This is a genomic window from Streptomyces luteosporeus (assembly GCF_039532865.1).
Classification (GTDB): Bacteria; Actinomycetota; Actinomycetes; order Streptomycetales; family Streptomycetaceae; genus Streptomyces; species Streptomyces luteosporeus.
The window spans coordinates 192191-213973 of record NZ_BAAASL010000012.1; the positions used below are offsets into that span (position 1 = coordinate 192191).

Annotated in this window: 17 protein-coding genes; 5 read left to right on the plus strand and 12 right to left on the minus strand. The window is 74.0% G+C overall.

Annotated features, from left to right (window positions below; genetic code table 11):
• Nucleotides 1–106: 106 nt before the first annotated feature.
• Both ABD361_RS17980 and ABD361_RS17985 read right to left on the minus strand, forming a co-directional pair.
• Nucleotides 107–1519 (minus strand): family 2B encapsulin nanocompartment shell protein, encoded by a 1413-nt coding sequence (locus ABD361_RS17980; RefSeq protein WP_344436385.1) that lies wholly within the window; start codon nt 1517–1519, stop codon nt 107–109.
• 151 nt (nt 1520–1670) lie between these two features.
• Nucleotides 1671–2867 (minus strand): phosphodiester glycosidase family protein, encoded by a 1197-nt coding sequence (locus tag ABD361_RS17985; protein WP_425583243.1) that lies wholly within the window; start codon nt 2865–2867, stop codon nt 1671–1673.
• 247 nt (nt 2868–3114) lie between these two features.
• Between ABD361_RS17985 and ABD361_RS17990 the strand changes: the two genes are divergently transcribed.
• Nucleotides 3115–3972: a phosphatidylinositol-specific phospholipase C/glycerophosphodiester phosphodiesterase family protein gene (locus tag ABD361_RS17990; protein ID WP_344436386.1), complete on the plus strand. Its 858-nt coding sequence runs from the start codon at nt 3115–3117 to the stop codon at nt 3970–3972.
• Here the strand turns inward: ABD361_RS17990 and ABD361_RS17995 are convergent.
• The gene (locus ABD361_RS17995) at nt 3920–4417 is read right to left on the minus strand and encodes a hypothetical protein (RefSeq protein ID WP_344436387.1); all 498 of its coding nucleotides are present in this window, start codon (nt 4415–4417) and stop codon (nt 3920–3922) included. The genes ABD361_RS17990 and ABD361_RS17995 overlap by 53 nt on opposite strands.
• 153 nt (nt 4418–4570) lie before the next feature.
• Here ABD361_RS17995 and ABD361_RS18000 point away from each other — a divergent pair, with 153 nt between their 5' ends.
• Nucleotides 4571–4993, plus strand: coding sequence for a hypothetical protein (locus ABD361_RS18000; RefSeq protein ID WP_344436388.1), 423 nt, complete (start codon nt 4571–4573; stop codon nt 4991–4993).
• A gap of 207 nt (nt 4994–5200) precedes the next feature.
• Here ABD361_RS18000 and ABD361_RS18005 read toward each other — a convergent pair whose 3' ends face one another.
• The 6 genes from ABD361_RS18005 to ABD361_RS18030 all read right to left on the minus strand — a co-directional run bounded on the left by ABD361_RS18005 (nt 5201) and on the right by ABD361_RS18030 (nt 12805).
• Entirely contained in the window at nt 5201–6145 is a 945-nt protein-coding gene (locus ABD361_RS18005; protein WP_425583244.1) for an SWIM zinc finger family protein, read from the minus strand.
• Nucleotides 6142–9030 (minus strand): DEAD/DEAH box helicase, encoded by a 2889-nt coding sequence (locus ABD361_RS18010; RefSeq protein WP_344436389.1) that lies wholly within the window; start codon nt 9028–9030, stop codon nt 6142–6144. The genes ABD361_RS18005 and ABD361_RS18010 overlap by 4 nt, the downstream gene beginning before the upstream one ends.
• Nucleotides 9031–9143: 113 nt before the next feature.
• The gene (locus ABD361_RS18015; RefSeq protein ID WP_344436390.1) at nt 9144–10175 is read right to left on the minus strand and encodes a TolB-like translocation protein; all 1032 of its coding nucleotides are present in this window, start codon (nt 10173–10175) and stop codon (nt 9144–9146) included.
• Complete coding sequence (locus tag ABD361_RS18020) at nt 10172–11458, minus strand: MFS transporter (protein ID WP_344436391.1); 1287 nt, start codon at nt 11456–11458, stop codon at nt 10172–10174. The genes ABD361_RS18015 and ABD361_RS18020 overlap by 4 nt, the downstream gene beginning before the upstream one ends.
• Before the next feature lie 2 nt (nt 11459–11460).
• Nucleotides 11461–12360 (minus strand): alkaline phosphatase family protein, encoded by a 900-nt coding sequence (locus ABD361_RS18025; RefSeq protein WP_486387910.1) that lies wholly within the window; start codon nt 12358–12360, stop codon nt 11461–11463.
• Between the two features lie 157 nt (nt 12361–12517).
• Nucleotides 12518–12805: a hypothetical protein gene (locus tag ABD361_RS18030; protein ID WP_425583245.1), complete on the minus strand. Its 288-nt coding sequence runs from the start codon at nt 12803–12805 to the stop codon at nt 12518–12520.
• A 232-nt stretch (nt 12806–13037) separates the two neighbouring features.
• Here ABD361_RS18030 and ABD361_RS18035 point away from each other — a divergent pair, with 232 nt between their 5' ends.
• Nucleotides 13038–13418, plus strand: coding sequence for a roadblock/LC7 domain-containing protein (locus tag ABD361_RS18035; RefSeq protein WP_344436392.1), 381 nt, complete (start codon nt 13038–13040; stop codon nt 13416–13418).
• 108 nt (nt 13419–13526) lie between these two features.
• Complete coding sequence (locus ABD361_RS18040; RefSeq protein ID WP_344436393.1) at nt 13527–14513, plus strand: DUF6397 family protein; 987 nt, start codon at nt 13527–13529, stop codon at nt 14511–14513.
• 53 nt (nt 14514–14566) lie between these two features.
• Here ABD361_RS18040 and ABD361_RS18045 read toward each other — a convergent pair whose 3' ends face one another.
• On the minus strand, nt 14567–17080 hold the full coding sequence (locus tag ABD361_RS18045; protein WP_344436394.1) for a DEAD/DEAH box helicase: 2514 nt from the start codon (nt 17078–17080) through the stop codon (nt 14567–14569).
• 133 nt (nt 17081–17213) lie between these two features.
• Here ABD361_RS18045 and ABD361_RS18050 point away from each other — a divergent pair, with 133 nt between their 5' ends.
• The gene (locus tag ABD361_RS18050; RefSeq protein ID WP_344436395.1) at nt 17214–18005 is read left to right on the plus strand and encodes a metal-dependent hydrolase; all 792 of its coding nucleotides are present in this window, start codon (nt 17214–17216) and stop codon (nt 18003–18005) included.
• Between the two features lie 140 nt (nt 18006–18145).
• Here ABD361_RS18050 and ABD361_RS18055 read toward each other — a convergent pair whose 3' ends face one another.
• Nucleotides 18146–19927: an ABC transporter ATP-binding protein gene (locus tag ABD361_RS18055; protein WP_344436396.1), complete on the minus strand. Its 1782-nt coding sequence runs from the start codon at nt 19925–19927 to the stop codon at nt 18146–18148.
• Entirely contained in the window at nt 19924–21756 is a 1833-nt protein-coding gene (locus ABD361_RS18060) for an ABC transporter transmembrane domain-containing protein (RefSeq protein ID WP_344436397.1), read from the minus strand. The genes ABD361_RS18055 and ABD361_RS18060 overlap by 4 nt, the downstream gene beginning before the upstream one ends.
• Between the last annotated feature and the right edge of the window lie 27 nt (nt 21757–21783).

The window sequence follows — 21783 nt, forward strand, 5'->3', positions numbered from 1 at the left end:
GCCGAGGGCGGCCCCGGGGCGGGGCGTCCGCAAGAGCCGGGCGGCGGCTGTCGCCCATGACCATGGGCCCGCCCGGCTGTCGCGGTGGCACCGGATTGCGCGGCTGTCAGTGCCCGATCTCGACGTTCTCGAGAATTCCCAGGGCGTCCGGCACCAGGACCGCCGCCGAGTAGTAGGCGCTCACCAGATAGGAGATGATCGCCTGTTCGCTGATTCCCATGAAGCGCACCGAAAGGCTGGGTTGGTATTCATCGGGAATTCCGGTGCGGTGCAGCCCGACGACACCCTGGGACTCCTCCCCGGTGCGCATCAGCAGGATGGAGCTCACCCCGTTCTCGGTGACGGGGATCTTGTTGCAGGGAAAGATCGGCACCCCGCGCCAGGCGGGCAGGTTGTGCCCGCCGACCTCGGCGCTGTCCGGGTAGACGCCCCGACGGTTGAACTCGCGGCCGATGGCGGCGATGGTGCGCGGGTGCGCCAGCAGGAACCCGGGGTCCTTCCAGACCGTCGCCAGCAGTTCGTCGAGGTCGTCGGGGGTGGGTGGGCCGCTGCGGGTATGGATGCGCTGGCTGAGGTCGGCGTTGTGCAGGAGCCCGAACTCGCGGTTGTTGATCATCTCGTGTTCCTGGCGTTCGCGCAGGGCCTCGATGGTCAGGCGGAGTTGCTGTTCGAGCTGGTTCATGGGCTCGTTGTAGAGGTCGGCGACGCGGGTGTGCACCCGCAGCACCGTCTGCGCCACGCTCAGGCCGTACTCGCGGGGCGAGGGCTCGTAGTCCGCGAACACGCCGGGCAGCGCCGGCTCGCCCACGTGGCCGGAGGCCACGTCGATGGCCGCCTCGCCGTGCTCGTTGTGCGGGCGGGCGGTACGCGTCCGGTACGCCTCGACGTGGGAGCGCAGAGCCGGGGAGCCGTCCAGCACCTCGTGGAACGCCTGGTGCGGCAGGGTCAGCACCGTGCACGCGGTCACCGCCCGCACGCTGAAGTCCCAGTTGCCCTCCCGGCCCGCGGCCAGCGCCTGGTCGCCGAAGTAGCCGCCGTCGGCGAACACGCCGAGGACGGCCGGCTCGCCGTACTCGCCGTCGTGCACCTTCTCCGTCTTGCCGTGGGCGATCAGCACCACCTGGTCCGCCGGGCGGCCCGCCTCCACCACCAGCTCACCGGGCGCGAACTCGCGCTGGGTGAAGCGGTCCGCCAGCGTCTGGAGCACCTCGGCGTCCGAGAAGCCGCGCAGCAGCGGCAGCTCGCCGAGCTCCGCCGGGATGACCCGGACCTCGGCACCGGTGGTGAAGAACTCCACCCGGCCGTCGCCGAGCGTGTGCGTCAGCCGCCGGTTGACCCGGTAGGTGCCGCCGGAGACCTGGACCCACGGCAGCAGGCGCAGCAGCCACCGGGAGGTGATGCCCTGCATCTGCGGCACGGACTTTGTCGTGGTCGCCAGATTCCGGGCGGCCTCCGTACCCAGACTCAGCCGGTCCGGTGGATTCTCCGTGCCCGCCCCGGTCTCCACTGACGTCGTCATAAGCGAATGCCCACCCATCCCGTCGGGAACTGGCCAAGAGAGAACTGACCGTTACCGGCCCGCGGGGGGAAATTCCCGCGGGCCCCCAGCGAAGCTAGCAGTGGGATGGTGGAGTGGCGATCACTCAAAAGGATGGGATTGACCGGTGGTATCACCGTCGGACAAAAACTCCGATCCCATTGGGCACCGGCCGCTCCGCGCCTCCCGAAGGGTGATTGCGCACCACGGCGTGCCGGTCGTGCGGGCCCTTGGTGACCAGGGTCGAGGAGCCGCCGCCGTCGAGGTTGAACGCGTCGTCCGCCCCCAGCCGGTCCAGGGTGCGCGCCAGCTCCGCCACGGTCAGGCCCGGCCGCCAGGCCGCGCCGCCGTCCAGCGCCAGCAGGTACAGCCGGTGCCCGTCGTCCGCCAGGCCCACCGCCGTGCGCACCGCCGGCGTCGTCGCGTCCAGGCCCCGCAGCGGCCGGCCGTCGCGCAGGACGGGGAAGCCGCCGATGGCGAAGCGCAGCGCCCCCGCGTGGCGTGGTCTGAGGTGCTGCTCCACCGACACCCGGTCGCCGACCTCCAGCCGGCGCAGGTCGCGCGCCCCGTCCTCGCGTCCGACCAGCACCACCGAGCCCCGGGGGACCGGGCCGCTCCCGGGCCGCCGCGCCGTCCGGGACACCCTGCCGCCCCGCACGGTCACCTCGTACGTCTCGCGGGCGCAGCGCGCGCCCCGGTCGCGGTCCGTGCCGCAGGTCGACCGCAGCCGCGAGGCCCGGCCCCAGGCCGGGGTGAACGCCCCGATCCCGTCGACGGGGATGGCGTACTGGTTGAAGCCGCTGAGCGGGAGATCGTCGTCGGGGGTCTCCACCGACCCGTCCAGCTCCAGCTCCTCCAGCCTGCCGACCCCGTCGGTGCCCACCGCCAGGACGTCCTCGGTGCTCGTACCGCGCGGCAGCGCCGGGCCGAAGCGCTGACCGTCCGGCACGGCGGCCTTCAGCGCCCGTCCGCTCGCGATCGCCGGGCCCACCGGTGCGCCCGTGGCGTCCACGCCCGGGTGCTGGGCCTCGGCGATGTTGAAGAAGTCGCCGTTGACCCCGCCCACCGCACCCTCGCGGTCGGCCAGTTGGGAGACCCGGGCACGGGCGGCCACCGCACCCGGGTACAGCAGGTCCACCGAGACCCGCCGGTTGCGCAGGTCGACGGTGAGCAGGTGCCCGTACGCCGTCCCGTGCGCGCCGCGCACCTTGAAGCCCCGGTAGGTCACGCCGGGCGCCACCGAGGAGGCCTTCTCCAGCACCAGGGGGACGGCGGGCTCCCCGGCCCCCGCGTGCGCGGTGCCCCCTCCGACCCATGAGAACCATGTCACCAGCACCGTCAGTACCGCGCGTACGCGGCGTCCACGTCCAGCCACCGTCACCCCGCAGGTCTCGTCAACCCGGTCACGTAGCAAGGGACTTATCCATGCCCCGTAGAACGGCGGGAAAAGCACCGGCATACGCTCCGGCAACTCTCCGCCCGCCTCTGTCGAACAGCCCTGCGGGCCTCGATACTCACAAGCGACAGCGCGCGCAGCCTGCACCTATTCGCCCGTCCGCCCGCAGAGAGGCAGTCAAATGTCGCGTACGCGCCGAGCCGTCGTCCTGTCCCTGGGCGGGGCGCTCGCCGGATCCCTCACCCGTCCGGCGTACGCCGCCGTCCCGGTCGCACGGCGCGCGGAGTGTTCCCGGGCGCCGCTCACGCACGCCCATGCCCACAACGACTACGCCCACCCCCACCCGCTGACCGACGCGCTCGCCCACGGTTTCAACAGCGTCGAGGCGGACATCTGGCTCGTCGGCGACCGGCTCCTCGTCGCGCACGATGCCTCCGGCCTCGACCCCGCACGCACCCTCGAAGCCCTCTACCTGGAGCCGCTCCTGCACCGCGTCAGAGCAGGCGGCGGACGCGTCTACCGCGGCCACGACCTGACGCTGCAGCTGCTCATCGACATCAAGACCGAGGGCGCGAGCACCTACCGGGCACTGGAGAGGCACCTGCGCCCCTACCGCGCGATCCTCAGCTCGGCCTCCGGCGCGGTCGTCCGCCGCGCGGCCGTCACCGCTGTGGTCTCCGGCGACCGGGCCGCGCGCGAACCGATGCAGCGCGAGTGGACGCGGTACGCCTTCTACGACGGCCGCCTGACCGACCTCGGCGGCCCGCCCGCCTCCTTCATCCCCCTGATCAGCGACGACTGGACGAAGAACTTCACCTGGCAGGGCGTGGGGACGATGCCCGAGCGCGAGCGGGCCGCCCTGCGGCGCGTCGTGGCCGCCGCGCACGCCGAGCACCGGAAGGTCCGCTTCTGGGCCACGCCGGACACGCCCGGACCGGCCCGCGACGCGCTGTGGCGGGAACTGCTCGCCGCCGGCGTCGACTACCTCAACACCGACGACCTGGCGGGCCTGGAGGCGTTCCTGCGCGCAGCTGGGTGAGCACCCGGCGCATCGCCGGCGCCGGCACCGACGGCAGCAGCAGCGCCACGGCCTGCACGAGCTTGCCGAGCACGAACGTGGTGTCGGGCGTGGCGCGCACCAGGTCCCGTACCGTCTCGGCGTCCCCGCGCCACACGGATTCGAGCAGCACTGCGACATCCGGTGCGGCCTCCTCGTCCGTCTCCACCCAGCCCGGTTCGTCGGGCACGCGCCGGACGATGTGCCGCAGCACCCGGTCGGCGACGTCGGGCCGGTACGCCTTGTGCACGGCCTCGTTGGCGACCCAGGCGAGCGCGCGTACGAGCTCCCGCGCCTCCTCGGCCGACGGCTGGGCCGGCAGGGCGTCGTCGAACGCCGCCTGGTTGCCGTGCCGGTACGCCAGCAGGAGGCGTGCCGCCCTCGCCTTCGCATCGGTGACCCGTAGCTGGGTGATCTCGGCAGTCACCCGTCGAATCGTACTGTTAGCGGATATTTATCCCGGTAGCGCCACGCGGCGCCGGGGCGGGCGAATGGCGGAATGTCGACGTCCGGAGCGAAGCCTGTACCGGTACGGTCACATCCCGCTGCTGCCCCGGCCGCCCCGGGGAACGCTGGCTGCATGGCCACTCCACCCCCACCGGGACCGCCGTACGGGCCGCCGTACGGGCAACCTCCGTACGGACCGCCCCCGGGCCCGCCGCCCGGGGGCTTCGGCCCCGCGCCCGGGGGCTTCGGACCCGCCGGACCGCCCGGACCGCCGCGCCCGGGCGGCGGCCGGCGCGTCGCCCTGGTCGTCGTCGCGCTCGTGGCGGTGGCAGGGCTCGCCGCGGGGGCGGTGAAGGTCCTTTCCGACCGGACCGGGAACGCGCCGGACCACCGTCCGTCCGGCGCGTCCGCCTCCTCCGGGGCGCCGAGCGGACTGCCGTCCGGTTTCCCGAGCGAGCTGCCCAGCAGCTTGCCGTCCACGTGGCCGAGCGGCTTCCCGTCCGCGTTCCCGTCGGCGCTGCCCTCGGGCCTGCCGACCGACGTCTTCGGGCTTTAGGGCCTTCCCGGCAGACCGTGCGCGCCCTGCGGCTGCCGCCGCGTGGCGCGACACGGTACCCCGTCTGCGGGTGCGTTGTGGCTTGTCGTGCAGTTCCCCGCCCCTCTGCAGGGCGCCCCGTCAGGGGCGCGGGGACCTGCGCGATCGGCCACCGACGGCCCGCAGTCGACGCGCCACCCCGCGGCAGGCGCCCTGGTACCGCGTCTGTCAGCCGGCCGCCGTCAGGCGGGCGGCGACGCGGCCGGGCGGGCCGGCGGCGGCCAGGTGCGCCAGGTCCTGCGCGAACGCCGGCGGCGCGGGCACCGGCGTCAGCTCGTGCCCCGGCGCCAGCGCCGCGGCCAGGAGCAGCCGGGCCCGCTCGGCGGCCACGCCGGCCAGGAACTCCAGCGCCTCCAGGTCCACATCCGCCGAGTCCTCGGCGCCGGTGACGCTCAGCAGCACCGGGCGGCCCGCGGTCCCGACCGGCGGGGGCGGAGCCGGCAGCGGGGGCAGCGCGGCACGCCCCGCGAACGCCTCGCGCGCCGGTACACCCGCCGGCGGCTCCGGAGCGGCGGCCGGCGCGTCGTTGCGGGCGGCGGGTGCGCTGAGCGCCCGCAACCCGTCCAGCACCGCCGGCTCGGCGCGCCCGCGCATCAGCAGGAGCACGAACGGGTCCTCGTCGAGCAACCGCGCCACCTGGTGGCACAGGGCCGCCGTGTGGGCGCAGTGGTCCCAGGCCCCGCAGGCGCACTCGGCCTCCAGGTCCCCGATGCCGGGCAGCAGTTCGCAGCCGCTCGCCGCCGCGTCCTCGGCCAGCCCCTGCGGCAGGTCGTGGTCCAGCAGGGCGGCGGTGTACCCGGCCCGGCCGGCCACCAGTTCCAGCAGCCGCTCCCAGTCGCCCGCCGGCAGCGTCCGCACCAGTACGTCCGCGCGCTGCGGCATGCCGTCCCGGTCGCGCACCAGCGCAGTGACGCGACCCGGCCGTACGGATATTGCGCCGACCGCCCCCGCCCGGGCGTACCGGCGGCCGGCCTTGACCTGCCCGCCGTCCAGCGCCGTGTCCTCCAGCGCCTGCAGCCAGGCCCGCCCCCACCAACTGCGGGCGAACGCCCCGCCGGACACGGGCGGCAGTGCCGCGAAAACGCGTTCCTCTGTTGTCGCTTCGTCCGTCATCGACCCGTCCCCCTCAGTGCCACCAGTTCCGCCAGCTGGGCGTCCGTCAGTTCGGTCAGCGCTGCCTCGCCGGAGCCGAGGATCGCGTCCGCCAGTGCCTGCTTGCGCGAGAGCAGTTCCGCGATGCGGTCCTCCACGGTGCCCTCGGCGACGAACCGGTGGACCTGCACCGGCTGCGTCTGGCCTATGCGGTACGCACGGTCGGTGGCCTGTGCCTCGACGGCCGGGTTCCACCAGCGGTCGAAGTGCACGACGTGCCCGGCGCGGGTCAGGTTCAGCCCCGTGCCCGCCGCCTTCAGCGACAGCAGGAACACCGGCACCTCGCCCTCCTGGAAGCGGCGGACCATCTCCTCGCGCCGCGCCACCGGCGTGCCGCCGTGCAGCAGCGCGCATGGCACGCCGCGTGCGGCGAGGTGGTGCTCCAGCAGCCGCGCCATCCGCACGTACTGGGTGAACACCAGCACGCTCGCCCCTTCGGCGAGCGCCGTGTCCAGCAGCTCGTCCAGGAGCTCCACCTTGCCGGAGCGGCCCGTGAGCATCGACTTCCGGCGCCCCTTGGCGGGCTCCTCCTTCAGGAACTGCGCCGGGTGGTTGCAGATCTGCTTGAGGCCGGTGAGCAGCTTGACGATCAGCCCGCGGCGCTCGATGCCGTCCGCCTCGGCCACCTCGGCGAGCATTTCCCGCACCACCGCCTCGTACAGGCCGGCCTGTTCCTCGGTGAGCGCGACGACGTGATCGGTCTCGGTCTTGGGCGGCAGCTCCGGTGCGATGCCCGGATCGCACTTGCGCCGGCGCAGCAGGAAGGGGCGCACGAGGGCCGCGAGCCGCTCGGCGGCCTGCTGGTCGCCGCCCTCGGCAGCGCGCGCATGACGCCTGCGGAAGCGGTCCAGGGGACCGAGGATGCCCGGGGTCGTCCAGTCGAGGATCGCCCACAGCTCGGAGAGGTTGTTCTCCACCGGGGTGCCGGTCAGCGCGACGCGCGCGGCGCCGCCGATGCCGCGCAGCGCCCTGGCGGTCGCCGAGCGGGGGTTCTTCACGTGCTGGGCCTCGTCGGCGACGACCAGGCCCCAGCCGGTGGTGGCCAGCCGCTGGGCGTCGAGCCGCATCGTGCCGTAGGTGGTGAGCACGAACTCGCCCTCGGCCAGGCCGCCCAGGTCCCGGGCCGGGCCGTGGAAGCGGCGCACCGGCGTGCCGGGGGCGAAACGTTCGATCTCCCGCTGCCAGTTGCCCATGAGGGAGGCCGGGCAGACCACCAGGGTCGGGCCGGCGCCGCCGGGCAGCGCCTGACGGTGCAGGTGCAGGGCGATGAGCGTGACGGTCTTGCCCAGGCCCATGTCGTCGGCCAGGCAGGCACCGAGGCCGAGCGAGGTCATCCGGTCCAGCCAGGCCAGGCCGCGCAGCTGGTAGTCGCGCAGGGTGGCGGCGAGCGCGGCGGGCGGTGCGAACGGCTCGGTCGCGGCCTGCGGGTCGGCGATGCGCTCGCGCAGCGCCGCCAGCCAGCCGGTGGCCCCCACCTCGACCGGCTCCTCGCCCTCGGCGGTCTCCGCGCGGCCCACGAGGGCCGCGCCCAGCGCCTCGACCGGCGTCACCTTGCGGTCGCGCCGGGCACGGGCGCGCCGTACGGCCTCCGGGTCGAGGAGCACCCACTGGTCGCGCAGGCGCACCACCGGCCGGCTCACCTCGGCCAGCCGGTCGAGCTCCTGCCGGCTCACCTCCCGGCCGCCGACGGCGAACCGCCAGCTGAACGTCAGCAGCGCCTCGGCGGACAGCATCGGAGGCAGCCCGGAAGACCGGTCGAAGGCCGGCCCGGCCTCGCCGTCCGGCGGCCCGACGACGGCCCGCGCGGTCAGGCCGCGGACCAGTTCCCTGGGCCAGTGGACCTCGACGCCGGCCCGGTCCAGGGCAGCGGCGGCGGCGCCGAGCAGTTCGGTGACCTCCTCGTCGGCGAGGTCGAGGGGGCCGGGTACGGCGTCCGCGAGCAGGGGCTGCAGCGCGGGCCAGGCGTGGGCGGCGCGCCGCAGGGCGAGCAGGGTCGTCGGCCGTGCGCCCGCACCCAGGGCGGCACCGGCGGCACTCGCGCCCGTCCAGACGTCCGTGGCGTCGGCGACGAGCGCGGGGTCGGCGATGCCGTGCACCTGGGGCACGACCCGGAAGCGCGGCGCCGCCTCCTGCGCCTCGTCGCCCCCGGTACCGGCCGCGGTCAGGCCGAGGACCTCGACGCGCAGGGAGAGCCGCACGGGCGTTTCCGGCACGGACCCGGCGCGCCTGCCGCGCAGGCGCTGCGGCGCGGCTGCGGTGAAGGCACGGTGGCCGGCGGCCGCCGGGGCGGCGGGGGAGCGCGGCAGGCCGTCGGCGACGGCGTCGAGGAAGGAGCGCAGCAACTGCCCCGGTTCGGGCAGCAGAAGGGGGCCGCCGGTGTGCGGGAGCGGTACGGCGTGGGCGGCGGGCGGCATGGCGGAGGCCAGGCCGGCGATGCGGCGCGCGTCCTCGGCGTCGAACGGGCCCGCCTGCCAGGTGTCGTACCCCGCCTCGCTCAGGCCCGGCAGCAGCCGGCCGCGCGCGGCGAGCTGCAGGGCGAGGACGGCGGCCGTACCCCAGAAGACGGCGGCCTCGTCGCCGCCGGCGGTGCGGGCGCGGGTCAGCACGGGCAGGGCCTCGCGTACCGGCAGCACGGTGGCGCGTACGGTCGTGGTGGTGACGTCCGTGCCGGCGGGGACGGCGACGGTCAGCTCTTCGGTCGTGGCGTGGTCGAGGGGAGGTGCATCGTCGGTGGCCGACCAGAAGGCGATGCGTCCGGTGCGGGCGGGGTCGCCGGGAAGGAAGGCCGCCCGGCAGCGGCTGAGCAGGGAGACGTGGGCGGGTGTCACGGCGGAGGGCGGAGTCACAGGTTGGACTGCTCCTCAAATTTGACTAGCGGATGCTCGGAGCGCCCGAGGGTACAGGAGAAGCGCCGTACATGCGCACGAGCAGCAGGTGAAGCGCGTCACACGGCGCGTGCTCAGGGGCGTGGAGCGGGCGCGGCGAAGGCCGGAGCCAGCGCGGCCTTCATCAGCAGCCGCGCATGCCCCGAGCCGTCGGCCGGTACGGTCCACAGGTCCGAGCCGAAGTCGCCGGGCAGGGAGTACACCAGGGTGTGCGCGTCCTGCCAGACGGCCTGATCGTCGACGTTGCGCCGCTCGGCGGTCGCCGTCTCCCGCATCGTGTGCAGGTCCAGCACGTACAACCGCCAGGGCGCATCGGCCGGAGCGCCCTCGGCGCGCTTCTTGTAGGCGATGCGCGTGCCGTCGGGGGACAGCGACGGGCACTCGACGTTCTCGTGCAGGGCGCGCAGCGTACGGGCCGTGCGGTCGCCGTCGACCAGGTACGTCCTGCCGCCCGTGGCGACGGTGGCGTAGAAGTGCCGGGCGTCGGCGAACGTCACGCCCCACACGTTGATGTCGGCCGCCCGGTGCGGGCGGCCGTCCAGCAGGAACCGGTACGTCTCCAAGTCGCCGTCCAGCTCACCGGTGCGCGTGTCGAGGACGGAGGTGCGGGTCGAGAAGGCGGTGCCGGCGTAGGAGTCGCCGCTGACGAAGACCGTCCAGGCGGCGGCGCGGCCGTCGGGGGAGACGCGGGCCCGGGTCGGGATGCCGGCGAGAGCATAGTGATGCAGCTCGCGCAGGTGCGCGTCGAGGAGCACGGCGCGGTAGTCGTCCCGTAGGCCATTGCGTACGGACTGCAGGCAGATCCCGGTACCGGCCGCCGTGTGGAAGCGCAGACAGCGGACACCGGAGGCGGTGCGCGCCCCGGTGGGGTCGGTCGCGGGGACCGAGACGACCTCGTCGCGGTGCGGGCCCCAGGCCATGTTGCGGAAGACGCTGCGACCGGGCGCGTCCAAGGTGACCTCGCCCGGGTGCACGGCGGGACCGCCCGCGCGGGGCCGGTCCTTCTCGGCCGCGCGGCCGGCGGCGTGGAGCGTGACCCCGACCGCCACACCGGCCAGGGCGAGCACGGTGGCCAGCAGGATCAGGATCCGGTGCGTACGGGTCAACGGGCGCTCTCCGGTGCGGTGGGAGGAGTGCCGGCGGAGGAAGGGCGCAGCAGCCGTGCACTCAGGACGGTGGCCGCGCACAGCCCGGCGGCGCCCGCGGTCAGGGCCGTGCGCTCGCCCCAGGCCGTCCAGGCCGCGCCGAAGGCGATCGAGCACGCGAAACGGGCGAGGGCCTGACCGGTCTGCACCACGGCCAGGCCGCTGCCCCGCGCCTGCCGCGGCACGGCGTCGGCGGTGGCGGCCGCCAGCACCCCGTCGGTGGCGGCGTAGAAGCCGCCGTGCAGGACCAGGACGCAGCAGACCGTCACCGGGGAGGCGCCCGGCGGAGCGAGCAGGAGCACGGCGTACGCGGTGAGCAGGGCGAGGTGGCCGCACACGAATAGGCGCCGCCGTCCCCAGCGGTCGGCGACCGCACCCAGGGGAACGGCCAGCAGCAGGAACACCGTTGCGGTTCCCAGCGGCAGCAGCGGGAACCACGCCTCCGGCAGGTGCAGCCGGCGCTGGAGGGTGAGGTAGAGGAAGGAATCGCTCACGGTGGTCAGACCCAGGAGCACCGCACAGCCGGTGAGCCGGCGCACGGCGGGCAGGCGCAGCAGCTCCCGGGCCCCGGTGCGGGCCGTCGTGCCGCGCGGGTCGCCGGACCCGCCGGTGTGGGCGGGGACGAACAGGACGAGGACGACCACGCCGAGCACGGCGATGCAGGCGCTCGCGGTGAAGACGGCGTCGAACCCGTCCGCCGCCGCGCGCAGGATCACGAAGGCCAGCAGCGGTCCGAGCAGCGCGCCGGCCGTGTCCATCGCGCGGTGCACGCCGAAGGCGCGGCCGCGGGCCGCAGGTTCGCAGGACAGCGAGATCAGGGCGTCGCGCGGAGCGGTGCGCAGCCCCTTGCCCGCGCGGTCCGCGGCCAGGACGGCACCGATCAGCGGCATGCTGTGCACGAGGAGCAGCAGCGGCTTGCACAGCGCCGACAGTCCGTAGCCGGCGGCGGCCACGGTCTTGTGGCCGCCGGCGCGCCGGTCGGAGACCCGGCCGCCGAGGAGGCGGACGAGGGCGCCCGCGCCGTTGTAGACGCCGTCCAGCAGGCCGAAGCCGAGCGGGGTCAGGCCGAGTCCGGTGACCAGGTACAGCGGCAGGACGGCGCCGACCATCTCGGAGGAGACATCCGTGATCAGGCTGACGGTGCCCAGCGCGAGGACCGTCGCGGGAACGGCGGCCCGCCGCCGGCCGGGGGCGGATTCCCGGCCGGCGGCGGGCGGGGTGGTACGGCTGTCCGCGAGGTACACGGTCAGCCGTTCCAGATCCCGGTGATGTCCTTGCCGCCGGCGGCGTTGCCGGCGTGCGGCAGGCCGTACATGCTCTCCAGCGTCCGCAGCACGTCGTAGTGGTTGTAGGTGGTGCCGGAGGTGGCACCCGCCTTGACGGGCTCGCCGTACAGGACGGTGGGGATGCGGTTGCCGCTGAGGCGGTTGTCCTCGTCGAAGGTGATCAGCAGCAGGCTGTTGTGCGTCTTCGCCCAGTCGGCATAGCCCTTGAGGTTGTTCTTCAGCCACGTGTCGCCGGTGCCGACGGAGCAGTCGTGCATGTCGCTGCACATGTTCGGCACCACGAAGGAGACCGCGGGCAGGGTGGAGTAGTCGCGGGGGAAGGCCGAGAAGGTGTGCGCACTGCTGGTGGGCACGTTGGAGAAGCCGAACCAGGGGTTGTGCTTCTGGCGGTATTTGCCGCTGCTGCACGTCGTGGAGCCCTCGGAGGGCAGCGATTCGTTGTAGCTGGCCCACGTTCTGCCCGCGTCGAGGAGCTCGGAGGCGAGGTTCGGCGCGTCGCTGAAGCCCGGGTCCACGCAGCTGTCGTCGGTGATGCCCTGGGTGTCGCCGGAGAACATCGCGTAGTAGTTGGGCTGGCTGGGGTGCGTCTCGGCGTAGGAGGCGGTCAGGTTCGCTCCGTCCTTGGCCAGCGCGTTGATGTACGGGGCGCTGGAGCTGCCGATGACCTGGTCGTAGGCGTGGTTCTCGAACACGACGACCACGACGTGGTCGGGCGTGGGCACGGCGGTGGCGGCGGCGGAGTCCGGGGCCCACAGCAGCGGGGAGGCCGCCGCGAGGCCGAGGGCCGTGGCGAGGGCGACGGCGTGGCGCCGGCGAAGGCGGGGAAGTCGGGGACGGCGGGGGCCGGATGCGGCGTGCACGGGCACCTCCGGGCAGGGGAGGACGGTGGGGAGTTCGCTGGACGTGGGGCAGCGTAGGAGCGCGTGCTGGCATGTGCACGACTTCAAGGTGACGGGCTCGCGAACGGCCGCGGAGCGGGGCGCGACGCCCGGGACCTGCGGTGCCGCAGTGGGGGAGCTAGGCGGTCGGCAGGCCCATGAGGGAACGGGCCACGGCCTGCGGCGACTGGTCGCGCTCGCGCGCGAGGGCGATGACGGCCCGGCAGGCGAGCTCGTTCACGCCGAAGCTCAGGGCCTCGGGCGAGACCCAGCGGGCCGCCTCCAGGCTCCTGTCGTGGTCGTTCTCGGCGCAGGCGGCAACGTAGACCGCCGCAGCCTCGAAGAGGTTGTGCCGCCTGGCGGCCGGCGGGCGGGGCGAGGGTGGCTGCCGCACCACCTCGATGCGTTTGCGGAGTTTGTCGAACACGCGGATCACCTGCCCCCGTGAGCGGCCATACCTGCGGTCGTTCAAGTGTGCCCGGCGGTCGTGGAGTTGAATCCCGTGTGCACATTCCGGGCGCCTCGCGTGCACATTCGGTGCGGCCGGTGTGACCAAGCCCCTGGCATGTACCGACGGGCGGGGGCGGGTTGCCGTGGGCGCGCGCGTGGGCAAGGCTGGCACGGCAGCCACGGGACATCGCGCAACGGGGAGGCGGCGCATGACGAGCGGCAAGGAACTCGACGGGGTGCTGGACGAGTTGACCGAGCGGGTCCAGGAGATACGCCACGCCCTGGTGCTCTCCAACGACGGGCTGGTCACCGGGGCGAGTGCGAGCCTGAGCAGGGAGGACGCCGAGCGCCTGGCGGCGGTCGCGTCCGGGCTGCACAGCCTGGCCCGGGGCACCGGACGGCAGTTCCGGGCGGGCGAGGTGCGGCAGACGATGGTCGAATTCGACCAGGGGGTCCTCTTCGTCACGGCCGCCGGGCCCGACGGGTGCCTGTGTGTGCTCGGAGCCGGCGAAGCCGACATCGGACTGATCGCGTACGAGATGACGCTGCTGGTCAACCGCGTCGGCGAAGGCCGGTCGACGAGCCTCTGACCTGCAAAAACGCTACCGGCACCCAAGTTATCCACAGGCTTGCCCGGGCGGCGTCCGTCCGCGCTACCGTCGTCACTGTCGGTGATGGATCGGTGGCGGGGAGGCGTCATGGCGGTGCAGCAGGAGCACGTGGGCCACGAGGTGCGACGGCACGAGGCGTGGGACGACGGCGTGCGGCAGGCCCAAGGGCGGGCGGAGGTTCCCTTCGCGCGGGCCGCGCGGGAACTGGGACTCGGATCGCGGGAGTTCGAGCTGGCCGTGCAGCTGGGAGAGGTGCGGACAGCCGGCCCGGGGCCGGGGGGCGGGCAGCGCGTGAGCCGCGCGGAGATCGAGCGGCACAGATCCGCCACGGGCTTCCCCGAGGCCCTGCGCAGCCGGCTGTGGACCGTGGGCACGGCCGAGGGCGCCGAGTTGCTGGGGATCGGCGCAGCCCGCTTCACCCGTCTCGCCCGCGCCGGATGCTTCACGCCCGTGAAGTTCTACGTCAACCGCTACCGCGTCGTGGTCTGGCACTACCTCGCGAGCGAGCTGGTCGACTTCGCGGAGGCGAGCCCGGATCTGCTGTCCGGCCGGATCCCCGCACCCCTGCGCGAGGCACTGGAGGAACAGCCCGACCGGCGGCCGCGCGGCTGGCGCGCCCGCCGCGTCGCCCAGCTGACGGCCGCGGCCGCCGGGCCCTGGGAGCGGGCGGCCGCCGTCGCGGCGGTGCTCGACGCCACCGACGTGGCGAGCGCCGCGGCGGACGCACGGGAAAGGGCATGCCTTGAGGCCCTGCGCCCGGTCCTCGCCCGGGCCCGGCCCGGGGCGCGGGCCGCCGGCGAGGTCACTGCACGCCTGGTCCTGGCCGCCGACCCCGACGAGCGGGACCACTACCGCCATCGCCTGGCCGCCGCACTGGCCGAGGCCCGCGCCGGCGGGCCACCGCCCGTGCCACCGGAGGCCGGCCACGCGACGGACCGGGGAGCGGACGGGCCTGTGCGGCGGGCCGCACTGGCACCGCCGGACGGACCAGGGGCGGGGGCAGGGGCGGGGGAGCCGGCCGGTGCGCCGGCCCGGCGGAAGGGGCTGTGGTCATGGCTGCGCGGCCGGGCGTGAGCGCCGTGGCGGTGCTTCTCCAGCAGCACCGCCACGGTCGCCGCCTGCCGTCGTCAGAGCTGGCCGACGTCCGTCACGCGGACGACGGCCCGGCCCTCCTCGTCCGAGGCCACGAGGTCCACCTCGGCCGAAATGCCCCAGTCGTGGTCGCCGCTCGGGTCGGCGAAGGTCTGCCGGACGCGCCACAGCCCGTCCTGCGGCCGCTCCTCGATCCGCAGCAGCTTCGGGCCGCGCGCGTCCGGTCCGGTGCCCAGCTCCTCGTACTCGTCCCAGTAGGCGTCCATGGCCGCCGCCCAGCGCTCCTCGTCCCAGCCGGAGTCGGCGTCCATCGCGCCGAGCTCGTCCACCTTGTCCAGGGCGGCCAGCTCGACGCGGCGGAACATCGCGTTGCGCACCAGCACCCGGAAGGCCCGCGCATTGGTGGTGACCGGCTCCACCTGGTCGGCGCGCTCGCGCGCCTCCTCGGCGGACTCCTCCGACGGGTTCGCCAGCTGCTCCCACTCGTCCAGCAGGCTGGAGTCGACCTGGCGCACCATCTCGCCCAGCCAGGCGATCAGGTCCTGCAGGTCGTCGGACTTCAGGTCGTCGGGAACGGTGTGCTCCAGCGCCTTGTACGCGCTCGCCAGGTACCGCAGCACGATGCCCTCGGTGCGCGCGAGGTCGTAGTGGGAGACGAACTCCGTGAACGTCATCGCCCGCTCGTACATGTCGCGCACCACGGACTTCGGCGACAGCGGGTGGTCGCCCACCCACGGGTGGCTCTTGCGGTAGAGCCCGTAGGCGTGGGACAGCAGCTCCTCCAGCGGCTTGGGATGGGTGACGTCCATCAGCCGCTCCATGCGCTCCTCGTACTCGACGCCCTCCGCCTTCATCTCCGCCACGGCCTCGCCGCGCGCCTTGTTCTGCTGGGCCACCAGGATCTGGCGCGGATCGTCGAGCGTCGACTCCACCACCGAGACCATGTCCAGCGCGTAGGAGGGGGACTCGGGGTCCAGCAGCTCGAAGGAGGCCAGCGCGAAGGTCGACAGGGGCTGGTTGAGGGCGAAGTCCGACTGCAGGTCCACCGTCAGGCGCACGATGCGGCCCTCGGCGTCGGGCTCCTCCAGCCGCTCGACCACCCCGCCGTCCAGCAGCGAGCGGTAGATGGCGATCGCCCGGCGGATGTGCCGCAGCTGGTTCCGGCGCGGCTCATGGTTGTCCTCCAGCAGCCGCCGCATCGCCTCGAAGGCGTTGCCGGGCCGGGCGATGACCGCCAGCAGCATGGCGTGGGTGACCTTGAAACGGGAGGTGAGCTGCTCCGGCTCCGAGGCGATGAGCTTCTCGAAGGTGTTCTCCGTCCAGTTGACGAAGCCCTCGGGCGCCTTCTTGCGCACCACCTTGCGGCGCTTCTTGGGGTCGTCGCCCGCCTTCGCCAGCGCCTTCTCGTTCTCCACGACATGGTCGGGGGCCTGCGCGACGACGAAGCCCGCAGTGTCGAAGCCCGCCCGCCCGGCGCGGCCCGCGATCTGGTGGAACTCCCGCGCCCGCAGGGTGCGCACCCGCTGGCCGTCGTACTTGGTCAGCGCGGTGAACAAAACTGTCCGGATCGGGACGTTCACGCCCACGCCGAGCGTGTCCGTGCCGCAGATCACCTTCAGCAGGCCCGCCTGCGCCAGCCGCTCCACCAGGCGCCGGTACTTCGGCAGCATGCCGGCGTGGTGCACACCGATGCCGTGGCGCACGAAGCGCGAGAGATTGCGGCCGAACTTGGTCGTGAAGCGGAAGTTGCCGATGAGCTCGGCGATCTTGTCCTTCTCCTCGCGCGAGCACATGTTGATGCTCATCAGCGCCTGCGCCCGCTCCACCGCGGCGGCCTGGGTGAAGTGCACGATGTACACCGGGGCCTGCTGGGTCTGCAGCAGCTCGGTGAGCGTCTCGGTCAGCGGCGTCGCGCGGTACTCGTACGACAGCGGCACCGGGCGGGTCGCCGAGCGGACCACCGCCGTCGGCCGGCCCGTGCGCCGGGTGAGGTCCTCCTCGAAGCGCGTGACGTCGCCCAGCGTCGCCGACATCAGCACGAACTGTGCCTGCGGCAGCTCCAGCAGCGGGATCTGCCAGGCCCAGCCGCGGTCCGGCTCGGCGTAGAAGTGGAACTCGTCCATGACGACCTGGCCGATGTCGGCGTCCTTGCCGTCGCGCAGCGCGATCGAGGCGAGCACCTCGGCGGTGCAGCAGATGACCGGGGCGTCGGCGTTGACCGAGGCGTCGCCCGTGAGCATGCCGACGTTCTCGGTGCCGAAGATCTTGCACAGGTCGAAGAACTTCTCCGACACCAGCGCCTTGATGGGGGCCGTGTAGAAGGTCACCTGGTCGTTGGCCAGCGCGGCGAAGTGCGCCCCGGCCGCCACCAGGCTCTTGCCCGAGCCCGTCGGTGTGGACAGGATCACATTCGCCCCGGAGACCACCTCGATCAGCGCCTCCTCCTGGGCGGGGTACAGCGAGATGCCCCGCTCCTCGGCCCAGGTCGAGAACGCTTCGAAGAGGGCGTCGGGGTCGGCATGGCTCGGCATCTGATCGATAAGGGTCACACCACCATAGTGCCTGGCCCGGGCCCCGATCAGGCAACCGGCCGGTCCGGCGATGATCATCCGGACGTTACCCTGAGTCGCCGACAGCGCGTCAGAAAGGCCCCGCGCGGGCCGGCGAAGGGGTGGAACGACCATGATGGGACCGGCGCACTCGCTCTCCGGAGCGGCAGCCTGGCTGGGCGTGGGGGCCGCAGTGGCCGCGACCGGGCATCCGATGCCCTGGCCGGTGCTCGTCGTCGGGACGCTCATCTGCGCCGGCGCCGCCCTGGCCCCGGACCTGGACCACAAGTCGGCGACGATATCGCGGTCCTTCGGCCCGATATCCCGGATCCTGTGCGAAATCATCGACAAGCTCTCGTACGCCGTCTACAAGGCGACCCGGACCAAGGCGGACCCCCGCCGCAGCGGTGGTCACCGCACCTTGACCCACACCGCGCTGTGGGCCCTGCTCATCGGGGCCGGGGCCTCCGTGCTGGCGGTGACCGGGGGCCGCTGGGCCGTCCTCGGCATCCTCTTCGTCCATCTGGTGCTGGCCGTCGAGGGGCTGCTGTGGCGGGCGGCCCGCACCTCCAGCGACGTCCTGGTCTGGCTGCTGGGCGCGACCGGCGCCTGGATCCTGGCCGGCGAGCTGGACCGGCCGGGCAACGGCGCCGGCTGGCTGCTGACCGGCGACGGCCAGCAGTACCTGTGGCTGGGTCTGCCCATCGTCCTGGGCGCCCTCGTGCACGACATCGGGGACGCCCTGACGGTCTCCGGCTGCCCGATCCTGTGGCCGCTGCCCATCGCCCGCAAGCGCTGGTACCCCCTCGGCCCGCCGAAGTCCCTGCGCTTCCGCGCCGGCAGCCGCGTCGAAACCAAGATCCTCATGCCGGCCTTCCTCCTGCTCGGCGGAGCCGGCGGACTGGCGGCCCTGAACCTGGTCTGACCCCCCGCCCGCCGGCCCGCGCAGCGCGCTGTCAGGGGCGCGGGGCCCTGTCGGTGGCGCATCGGCTGCGGGCCGTCGGTGGTTGCTCGCGCCCACGCGGCGGCAGCCGCAGACCGACACCGCCCCGCGCCCCTACGGGGCTACCGGTGCCAGGAGCGCCACAGCGCCGCGTACGCGCCGCCGGCGGCGACCAGCTCGTCGTGCGAGCCCAGTTCGCTGATCCGGCCGTCCTCCGCGACCGCGATCACATCGGCGTCGTGCGCGGTGTGCAGCCGGTGCGCGATCGCCACCACCGTCCGGCCCTGGAGCACCTTGCCCAGCGAACGCTCCAGGTGCCGGGCCGCGCGCGGATCGAGCAGCGAGGTCGCCTCGTCCAGCACCAGCGTGTGCGGGTCCGCCAGCACCAGCCGGGCGAGCGCGACCTGCTGGGCCTGCGCCGGGGTCAGGGCGAGCCCGCCCGACCCGACCTCCGTATCCAGTCCCTCCGCCAAGGACCGGGCCCAGCCGTCGGCGTCCACCGCCGCCAGGGCCGCCCACAGTTCCTCGTCACCGGCACCGGTCCGGGCCAGCAGCAGGTTGTCGCGCAGCGAGCCCACGAAGACGTGGTGCTCCTGGTTGACCAGCGCCACGTGCCGGCGCACCCGTTCGGTGGGCATGCGCGACAGCTCCGCCCCGCCCAGCGTCACGCTCCCCTCCCGGGGGGCGTAGATGCCGGCCAGCAGCCGGCCGAGCGTCGACTTGCCCGCGCCCGACGGGCCCACCAGGGCCACCCGGGTGCCCGGCCGCACGGCGAGGGAGACCTCGTGCAGCACGTCCGCGCCCGCCGTATAGCCGAAGCGGACGCGGTCGGCGGCGACGTCGCGGCCGTCGGGGCGCACCTTCTCGTCACCGGCGCCCGGCTCGATCTCCTGCACCCCCACCAGCCGGGCCAGCGCCACCTGGGCCACCTGCAGCTCGTCGTACCAGCGCAGGATCAGCCCCAGCGGTTCGACGAGCATCTGCGCCAGCAGCGCCCCCGTCGTGAGCTCGCCCACCGACAACCAGCCGCGCAGCACACAGAAACCGCCGATGAGCAGCACGGCGCCCATCAGCAGGAAGTGCGTGGCGTTGACCACCGGGAAGAGCACCGAGCGCAGCCAGAGCGTGTAGCGCTCCCATCCGGTCCACTCCGCGATGCGCCGGTCGGACAGGGCCACGCGCCGCGCGCCGAGGCGGTGCGCCTCGACGGTGCGGCCGGCGTCGACCGTCTCGGCCAGCGCCGCGGCGACGGCGGCATAGCCCGCGGCCTCCGAGCGATAGGCGGCGGGGGCCCGCCGGAAGTACCAGCGGCAGCCGGCGATCAGCAGCGGCAGAACCACCAGCAGCGACAGCGCGAGCGGCGGCGCCGTGACCGTCATCGCCCCGAGCAGCAGCGCGGCCCACACGAAGCCGATCGCCAGCTGCGGCACGGCCTCGCGCATGGCCTCGGCCAGCCGGTCGATGTCGGTGGTGATCCGCGACAGCAGGTCACCGGTGCCCGCCCGCTCCAGGACGCCCGGCGGCAGCGCGACCGAGCGCACCAGGAAGTCCTCGCGCAGGTCGGCCAGCATCCGCTCGCCGAGCACCGCGCCGCGCAGCCGCACCATGCGGGTGAAGAGCGTCTGGACGGCGAGGGCGAAGCCGAACAGGGCGATGGTCCGGCCCAGCTGGAGGTCCCGCGCGCCCGCGGACAGGTCGTCGACCAGCCCGCCCAGCAGGTACGGGCCCGCCATGGAGGCGACGACGGCGACCGCGTTGGCGGTCACCAGCACCACGAAGGCCCGGCGGTGCCGGCTGAGCAGGCCCCGCACATACGCCCGTACCGTGGCCGGCCCGGCGACCGGCAGGATCGTCGCCGACTCCGGTGCGGCCGGGTCGTGCTCCGGGGGTGCTGCGCCGATCATGCCGATTCCCCTATCTGTTCGCGCTCGTCGGCCGGATCACCGGCGGTCTCGTCGGCCTCGTCGTCCGTCCGGCGGGTGACGACATCGCGGTACGCCGGGTGGGTGTCCACCAGTTCCGTGTGCGTACCGACGGCGGCCACGCCGTCCTCGTGGACGAGGACGACCCGGTCCGCCCGGTCGAGCACCAGCGGGCTGGAGGTGAAGACCACCGTCGTCCGCCCCCGGCGCAGGGCCCGCACCCCGTCGGCGACGCGGGCCTCGGTGTGGGCGTCCACGGCCGAGGTCGGCTCGTCGAGCACCAGCACCTCGGGGTCGGTCACCAGCGAGCGGGCCAGGGCGAGCCGCTGCCGCTGGCCGCCCGACAGCGAGCGCCCGCGCTCGGTGATGCGGGCCGCCATGGCATCGCCGCGGGCGCCGGCCGGGAGGGCCGACGAGCGCACGAGCGAGGCCAGGACGTCGTCGCACTGTGCGGCGGCCAGGGCCTCCTCGGCGGTCACCGCGCCCGAGGAGGGCACGTCCAGCAGCTCGGCGAGCGTGCCCGACAGCAGCACCGGGTCCTTGTCCTGGACGAGCACCGCCGCCCGGGCCACCGGCAGCGGCACCTCGTCCAGGGCAACCCCGCCCAGCAGCACGGAGGGGTGTTCCCCGGCGGCGGTACCGGTGGCGTGCCCGCCGAGCCGGGCGGCCAGGCGGCCGCCGGCGTCCGGGTCGCCGCACACCACCGCGGTCAGCCGCCCGGCGGGGGCGAGGAGACCGGTGACGGGGTCGTACAGATCGCCGGAGAGCGCGGCGTCACCCACCGGGGCGGACGCCTGCCCGTCCTCGGTGACTGCCGGGCGCTGCAGGCCCAGCACCTTGACGGCGCGCCGGGCCGAGGGCAGCGCGAAGGAGTACGCCTGGGCGATCTCCTCGAACTGCCGCAGGGGGAAGAGCAGGAAGGTGACGATGCCGTAGACCGTGACCAGTTCGCCGACGCCGATCGTGCCCTGCTGCACCAGGTGCACCCCGTACCAGACGACTCCGATCAGCAGCAGTCCCGGCAGCACGACCTGGACCGCGGCGATCAGCGCCCACATCCGGGCGCTGTGCACGGCAGCCAACCGCACCTCCTGCGAGGCGCGGCGGTAGCGCTCCAGGAACAGCTCCTCGCCGCCGATGCCCCGCAGCACCCGCAGCCCCGCCACGGTGTCCGAGGCCAGCTCGGTGGCGTAACCGGCCTTGTCGCGCTGGGCGTCCGCCCGCGCGGTCGCCGGCGGCAGCAGCGGCAGCACGGCCAGCACCAGAAGAGGCACGCCCAGCGCGATCAGGCCGCCCAGGACCGGCTGGTAGATCACCAGTCCCGCGCAGAGCACCACGGTGGTGAAGGCGGCCGCGGTGAAGCGGGAGAACGCCTCGACGAACCAGCCGATCTTCTCGACGTCGCCCGTCGAGACGGCCACCACCTCGCCGGCCGCCACGCGTTGGGTCAGGGCCGCACCCAACTCGGCCGCCTTGCGCGCCAGGAGCTGCTGCACCCGGGCCGCGGCCAGGATCCAGTTGGTGACGGCCACCCGGTGCAGCATCGTGTCCCCGAGCGTGGTGAGGGCGCCGAGCAGCAGCATCAGGCCGCCGGAGGCCGCCAGGCGGCCGCCCGAGCGGTCCACGACCGCCTGCACGGCCAGCCCCACGGCCACCGGGAAGAGGGCGACGGAGGCCATGTGCACCGTGCCCCAGAGCACCGCCTTGAGCTGGCCGCCGAGTTGACCGCGCCCCAGCCATACCAGGAAGCGCGGCCCCGACCGGACGTCCGGTCGGCCGGGATCGGTGTACGGAAGATCGCGAATCTGCATGGGATTCCGAGTTCGCAGGGGACGGAT

What these genes read in the sequence shown, in the direction of transcription:
- ABD361_RS17980 (WP_344436385.1), bottom strand. Translation starts at nt 1,519, where the DNA reads ATGACGACGTCAGTGGAGACCGGGGCGGGCACGGAGAATCCACCGGAC.
- ABD361_RS17990 (WP_344436386.1), top strand. Translation starts at nt 3,115, where the DNA reads ATGTCGCGTACGCGCCGAGCCGTCGTCCTGTCCCTGGGCGGGGCGCTC.
- ABD361_RS18000 (WP_344436388.1), top strand. Translation starts at nt 4,571, where the DNA reads ATGGCCACTCCACCCCCACCGGGACCGCCGTACGGGCCGCCGTACGGG.
- ABD361_RS18005 (WP_425583244.1), bottom strand. Translation starts at nt 6,145, where the DNA reads ATGACGGACGAAGCGACAACAGAGGAACGCGTTTTCGCGGCACTGCCG.
- ABD361_RS18035 (WP_344436392.1), top strand. Translation starts at nt 13,038, where the DNA reads ATGACGAGCGGCAAGGAACTCGACGGGGTGCTGGACGAGTTGACCGAG.
- ABD361_RS18040 (WP_344436393.1), top strand. Translation starts at nt 13,527, where the DNA reads ATGGCGGTGCAGCAGGAGCACGTGGGCCACGAGGTGCGACGGCACGAG.
- ABD361_RS18050 (WP_344436395.1), top strand. Translation starts at nt 17,214, where the DNA reads ATGATGGGACCGGCGCACTCGCTCTCCGGAGCGGCAGCCTGGCTGGGC.
- ABD361_RS18055 (WP_344436396.1), bottom strand. Translation starts at nt 19,927, where the DNA reads ATGATCGGCGCAGCACCCCCGGAGCACGACCCGGCCGCACCGGAGTCG.
- ABD361_RS18060 (WP_344436397.1), bottom strand. Translation starts at nt 21,756, where the DNA reads ATGCAGATTCGCGATCTTCCGTACACCGATCCCGGCCGACCGGACGTC.